The organism is Kosmotoga sp. (assembly GCF_982836095.1).
The window spans coordinates 1-5,598 of sequence record NZ_CEYIHJ010000131.1 but is presented as its reverse complement, the minus strand read 5'-3'; the positions used below and the strand labels follow the sequence as shown (position 1 = coordinate 5,598).

The following is a 5,598-nucleotide window of genomic DNA, read 5'->3' as shown; positions in this document are numbered from 1 at the left end:
CGGTTCCTGACATACTCGCAACTCGGCTCTTGATCCCGGATTCTCGGCTCTCGGATTCTCGGTTCTCGACTCTTTAACTCATAACTCATAATTCATCACTCATAACTCACAACTTGGTTCTTGATGCACTCGCAACTCGAAATAGTGTTATAATCGGTGAAATATATTGTCAAGATATAGAGAACTGAGCTTTTGGAGGGGATAGCATGACTGAAGTAACCAGCAAAGCTTCAAAGGTCAAAGCTGCGACGAGAAAGTTGTCGCTTGCAACTACTTCCGAAAAAAATGAAGCTTTAATTTCCATAGCCAATGCTCTTAATAAAAGCAGGCTTGAAATACTCAAAACAAATGCTGAAGATGTCAAAAACGCAATAGAAAAGGGAGTTAGGGAATCCCTTGTAGATAGATTAAAACTCACTGATAAAAGAATTGACAGCATGATCAACGCCTGCAATGAAGTTTCAAAACTTAAGGATCCTGTGGGAGAGGTTATCAACTCCTGGGTTGAGAAAGAACTGAGAATTGCGCAAGTAAGGGTACCACTAGGGGCAATTGGTATGATATATGAGTCAAGACCTAATGTAACGCTCGATGCCACCATTTTGGCATTGAAGGCAGGCAATTCTGTCTTGCTAAGAGGTGGAAGTGATGCAATCAGGTCAAACCTGGCTATCACTAAAGCGATTAAAGACGGTCTTAGCAATTCCAGCCTTCCAGAAACCTCTGTGGAGATTATTGAAGATACAGACAGAAAAAATGTCCAAGAAATGCTGAACCTTGACAGTTATCTATCTTTGATTATTCCCAGAGGAGGGGCTGGATTGATCAAATTCGTTGTGGAAAATTCATCTGTGCCTGTTCTTGAAACGGGTGTTGGCAACTGCCATATTTTCGTTGACGAGAGCGCTGATATAGAAAAGTCCATTGAAATAATCGATAACGCGAAAACCCAGCGTCCCGGTACCTGTAACGCTGTTGAAACCATTCTTGTGCATAAAAACATAGCCAAAAAATTCCTTCCTGCTATGGCAAAGCGACTTAGCTCAAAGGGAGTTGAACTCAGGGGATGTGAAACAACCAGAAAGATTATAGAAGCCAAAGCCGCTACTGAAGAAGACTGGTCAACTGAATATCTTGATCTCATTCTCGCAATAAAAATAGTTGAAACTATTGATGAAGCCATGGAACACATTCAAAAATATTCGACAGGACACTCAGAAGCAATACTCACTGAGAATTACAGTAATGCGAGAAACTTTACCACTTCCATAGATGCCGCGGCAGTTTACGTGAATGCTTCTACGAGATTCACGGATGGCGAACAATTTGGATTTGGCGGTGAAATCGGGATAAGCACACAGAAATTGCATGCAAGAGGCCCTGTTGGGCTGAAAGAACTCACCACATATAAATATATCGTATTGGGCGATTACAGAGTGAGGGATTGATTTTGAAAAAGATCGTCGTGAAAGTAGGAAGCAATTTACTAGTAAAAGATGACGGAGCAATAGACAAGGAATACATGGTAGAGCTAGCCAGAACTCTTGCCAGATTTTGGCAAGAAGATAATCAGGTTGTGCTGGTAACTTCTGGAGCAAAAGCAGCTGGTTACGGGGTGGCTTTCCATAAAGATGTCGATCAAGACTTATATATAAAGCAAGCATTGTGTGCCATCGGGCAGGTTCAACTCATGAAGCTTTACGAAGGTGTCTTTGATTTTTATGGGATAAAGGTGGCACAGCTTCTTATGAACAGAGATGATTTCAGCAACAGGAAAAGATTTCTGAATCTTAGAAACACCTTGATCGGTCTTCTTGAAATGGGTTTTCTCCCAATAGTGAATGAAAACGACACTGTATCCACCGAAGAAATCAGCTTTGGAGACAACGACGTACTTGCAGCTATGTTTGCCATAGGCTGGAAAAGCGATTATCTGTTCCTGCTGTCCACGGTGGATGGGATAATAGACGAGGCTGGAAACAGAATCGGCGAATATAATTTTCACACACGCTTAAAAAAGCTTCCAGGTAATGGATGGGGGACTGGAGGTATCCAAACGAAGATAAGGGCTGCGCGGGCAGCTTCAGCAGCCGGGGTGGAAAGCTGCATATCCAATGGAAAAACGCTTGAAAATCTAGAAAAATTCATAAAGGGAGAAAGTATCGGCACTCGTTTCAAAGCACGTAATGCAATCAGCTCCAAAAAAGCCTGGATAGGATTTCTTTCCTCCCCTTCGGGAGTGGTTGTAATAAACAGAGGTGCTGAGTTAGCTCTAAAAAAATCAAAAAGTCTTTTGCCTGTCGGGGTTATTAAAATTGAAGGAGATTTTCATACAGGAGACATTGTCGATGTTCTGACTGAAAAGGGCAACAGAATCGGAAAGGGTATAACAAACTTCAATAGCACTGAAATGAGAAAAATCATCGGATTGAAAAGCATTGAAGCCAAGAAAGCGCTTGGATACGATTGTCCAACCGCTTTCATTCATACAGATAACTTCTGGAGAGAAGGCTAAATGCTTTGCATCTTTCCTCATAATAGCTCTTCAAACTTATTCTTTTCAACACCACATACTGGGCACACCCAATTTTCTGACAGCTCAGCGAAAGATGTTCCTGGTGCAGTTCCTGATTCTGGATCGCCGTTCCCCGGATCGTAAATATAACCACACACCGTGCAACGATATTTTTTGCCACCGTGAGCTTCAGATTTTTTCTCTTCAACATATGTAGGGGCAGTTTTGGGAGACTTTCCTCCTTTAATTTCATGGTAATAGGCATATGTCATAGGTTCTTTTTTAGAAATTATTTCCCCGTTAACAAGCTTTCCCATGAAAACAACATGTGTACCGACATCCATGGAATTTACAACTTCTGCCTCTAAATTAGCTACACAGTAATCTTTAAGCAAAGGGGCACCAGTTATTCCTATCTTGTGATTTATATTTTCGAATTTATCTATATCTCTCCCGGATTTAAATCCGAAAAGCCCTATGAGCTTTAATGGAGTGTCCTTAGATAAGACAGACACTCCAAACACCTTGCTTTCCCGAATAAAATCGTAGGTGAGATTCTGCTTATTTATGCAAACTGCTATTGTGGGTGGTTCTGCCAAAACTTGAAATACCACATTGGCTATTTGCCCATTTTTCTTTCCGTTCAAGGTTGACGTAATTACATACAAACCATATGTAACTTTAAATAAAGCATCCAAATTCATCTTTTCACCTCCAGACAGCTACGATTGAAAAATATTGAGCTTGTCGGTTCTCTGCTACAATTTTACATTACCATCGTGATATTTATTTCAAGTGCCAACACAAAGGTGGTGACTGGTTTTTCGTCGACACAAACACATTTGAAAAGTAAAACGCGACACAACAACTGGTGTAAGCGTTTTAGCATCCTTCTATGGAGAAGAATGGCTTTTGAGTAAATTATCCCTTCCTGAATCTTTCCTTATTATTCTGAATTTCATTACACACATTTAACTTACAGTCCAAACTTTTTCAATGGCGCTGGTGAGATAATGGTTTATAATTTAAATGATTAAATTATTAAATTAATGAAAGAAGGTAACCCAGTGCAAAAAAGAACCTCACTCATGATCATCATTATCTTTGCGCTTTCTTCTATTATCATATTCTCTTTTTTACCAAAACTGAATTATGGATCTACTGAAGAGCTCACTTTTAGAGAAGGCAATTCAACAGAAAACCTTCCTGACAAGCTTCTGATTATTGTGAAAACTCCCGGCATTTTTAAAGTAGATAATTCCATGGCACTTTATAGAATGGTGCAGTCATTGAAAGCGATAGATGGGGTATTGAAAGTCAATTCCATTTTTGACGCTGCCGATGTAAAACTAAAGGGATTCAGCCTTGAAGGGAAGCCATATTTCAACGATGGTATTCCAGCAGAAAATGCCTCAGAAATTTTGAACAACCCACTTTATGTTGATAACCTCATTGATTCCAATGGAGAAGTTGCCTTCGTTATTCTCAACGTTAAAAACGTTAACCTTGAATCAGTGTTCAGTGTTCTCAAAGATCTTCCAAAAAATTTCGATTACAACGTAACAGGGACTCCGGTAGTGGATTACGGCATCCAAAAATCCGTGAAGCAACTCATTTTTATCTTTCCACCCGCACTTTTTTTCCTGATGTGGCTGATTTATTTTTTCAGGCTTGGGGATGTCCGTTCTGCAATGCTTCCCCCGTTGTTTGCAGCACTTGCAGCCGGGTTTACATACGGCATTGCGGCAATTATCGGAGTAAAACTCGATATACTCACATCAACAGCAGGACTTTTCGTTATCGTTGTGAGTTCTTCGTACGGGCTTCACGTGATTGACAGGTATCTTCTCTTCAGGTCCAAACAGGGCCATAGTGGAGCACTTATGCATGCAATTAAAGATGAGGCCCCTTCGCTTTTCTTGTCGGCACTTACAACTGCCGTTGGTTTTTTGACTTTCCTCTTTAGTTCAATGAAAGCTATGAAAGAATTGGGATTACTTGTTTCATTGGGAGTTGGATTTAGTTTCGCCTTCTCGTTGGTTGTAATTCCGGCTATCATTTCCCTTATCGATCTCAAAACTCACCACAAAAGGATGACCGTAAAATTCAAGCTGGGGAGCAAAACAGGAATTGGTATTTCAATTGCCATGTTATTTTTGCTTGTAATTTCGCCATTTTTCATAAAAAATCTCGAGGTGAATTCCGACCAATTTGGCTTTTTCAAAAAAAGCTCCGATCTGGTTCGCTCGGCTGAAGTTAGCAAAAAATATTTTGGCTGGGTTGTTCCCTTTTATATAGAACTCCAAAAAGATGGTAATTTCACTGCTAAAGATGCGGCCATTATTGAAAACATACTCGATGATCTTCATTCAATTAAAAATGTACGGGGTACCAGCTCAATAATGGACATTGTTGACAATTTCAATATTCCTCTCCCCATCACGATGATTTTCTCTCGCACTGAACGGGGTCAGGAATTTCTGAACGAATTTGTGGAAGGTAAAAATCTGCGAATAATGGTAAAAACACCTATAACTGACGCTGTGGGAGCCATAACTCTGAAGACGTCTATTGAGGATGTTATGAATAAGTATCCTCAATACACTTATACAGTGAATTCGCCTTTGTTGAATTTCGCAGCTTTGAATATGAATACCTCTAAAAACCAGATTATGACTATATTGATGGCCTCTGGTGCTATATTCATTTTGTTGCTTATCGTCTTTCGAAACCTACGATATACCCTGATAGCCATAGTCCCAATTGTGGGAACTACCATTATGAACTTCGCTTATATGGCAATTTTTGGGTTAAATTTGGATGTGGGAACTTCTATCGTTTCCGGAGTGCTCATGGGACTGATAATCGATTACTCAATTCACTTAATGTTGAGATATCGCACCATTAAAAGAGAGAAGGACGAAACTACGGCGATACAGAAAGCCATGGATGATATCGGACCTGTTATTGTGGCCAGTGGGCTTTCCCTTGCAGCTGGGTTTAGTGCTCTTTTCTTTACATCAATGAAGATTTATTCTGATCTGGCTTTGCTTCTAGTATTCGGTGTTGCTACCGGCGTGTTG

The 5,598-nt window shown here is 40.2% G+C and carries 4 protein-coding genes; 3 read left to right on the top strand and 1 reads right to left on the bottom strand.

Annotated features, from left to right (window positions below; genetic code table 11):
- Positions 1 to 206: 206 nt before the first annotated feature.
- The gene (locus AC3LHT_RS08375) at positions 207 to 1,448 is read left to right on the top strand and encodes a glutamate-5-semialdehyde dehydrogenase (RefSeq protein ID WP_488662568.1); all 1,242 of its coding nucleotides are present in this window, start codon (positions 207 to 209) and stop codon (positions 1,446 to 1,448) included.
- A gap of 2 nt (positions 1,449 to 1,450) precedes the next feature.
- Positions 1,451 to 2,515, top strand: coding sequence for a glutamate 5-kinase (gene proB, locus AC3LHT_RS08370; RefSeq protein WP_290668307.1), 1,065 nt, complete (start codon positions 1,451 to 1,453; stop codon positions 2,513 to 2,515).
- Positions 2,516 to 2,532: 17 nt separating this feature from the next.
- Here proB and rd read toward each other — a convergent pair whose 3' ends face one another.
- A complete protein-coding gene (gene rd, locus AC3LHT_RS08365; protein WP_488662567.1) occupies positions 2,533 to 3,219 on the bottom strand; it encodes a rubredoxin in 687 nt (228 codons plus the stop codon).
- A 363-nt stretch (positions 3,220 to 3,582) separates the two neighbouring features.
- On the opposite strand from rd, the gene AC3LHT_RS08360 reads away from it, so the two are divergent.
- Positions 3,583 to 5,598: efflux RND transporter permease subunit (locus tag AC3LHT_RS08360; protein WP_488662566.1), on the top strand; the 2,016-nt coding region annotated here is incomplete at its 3' end.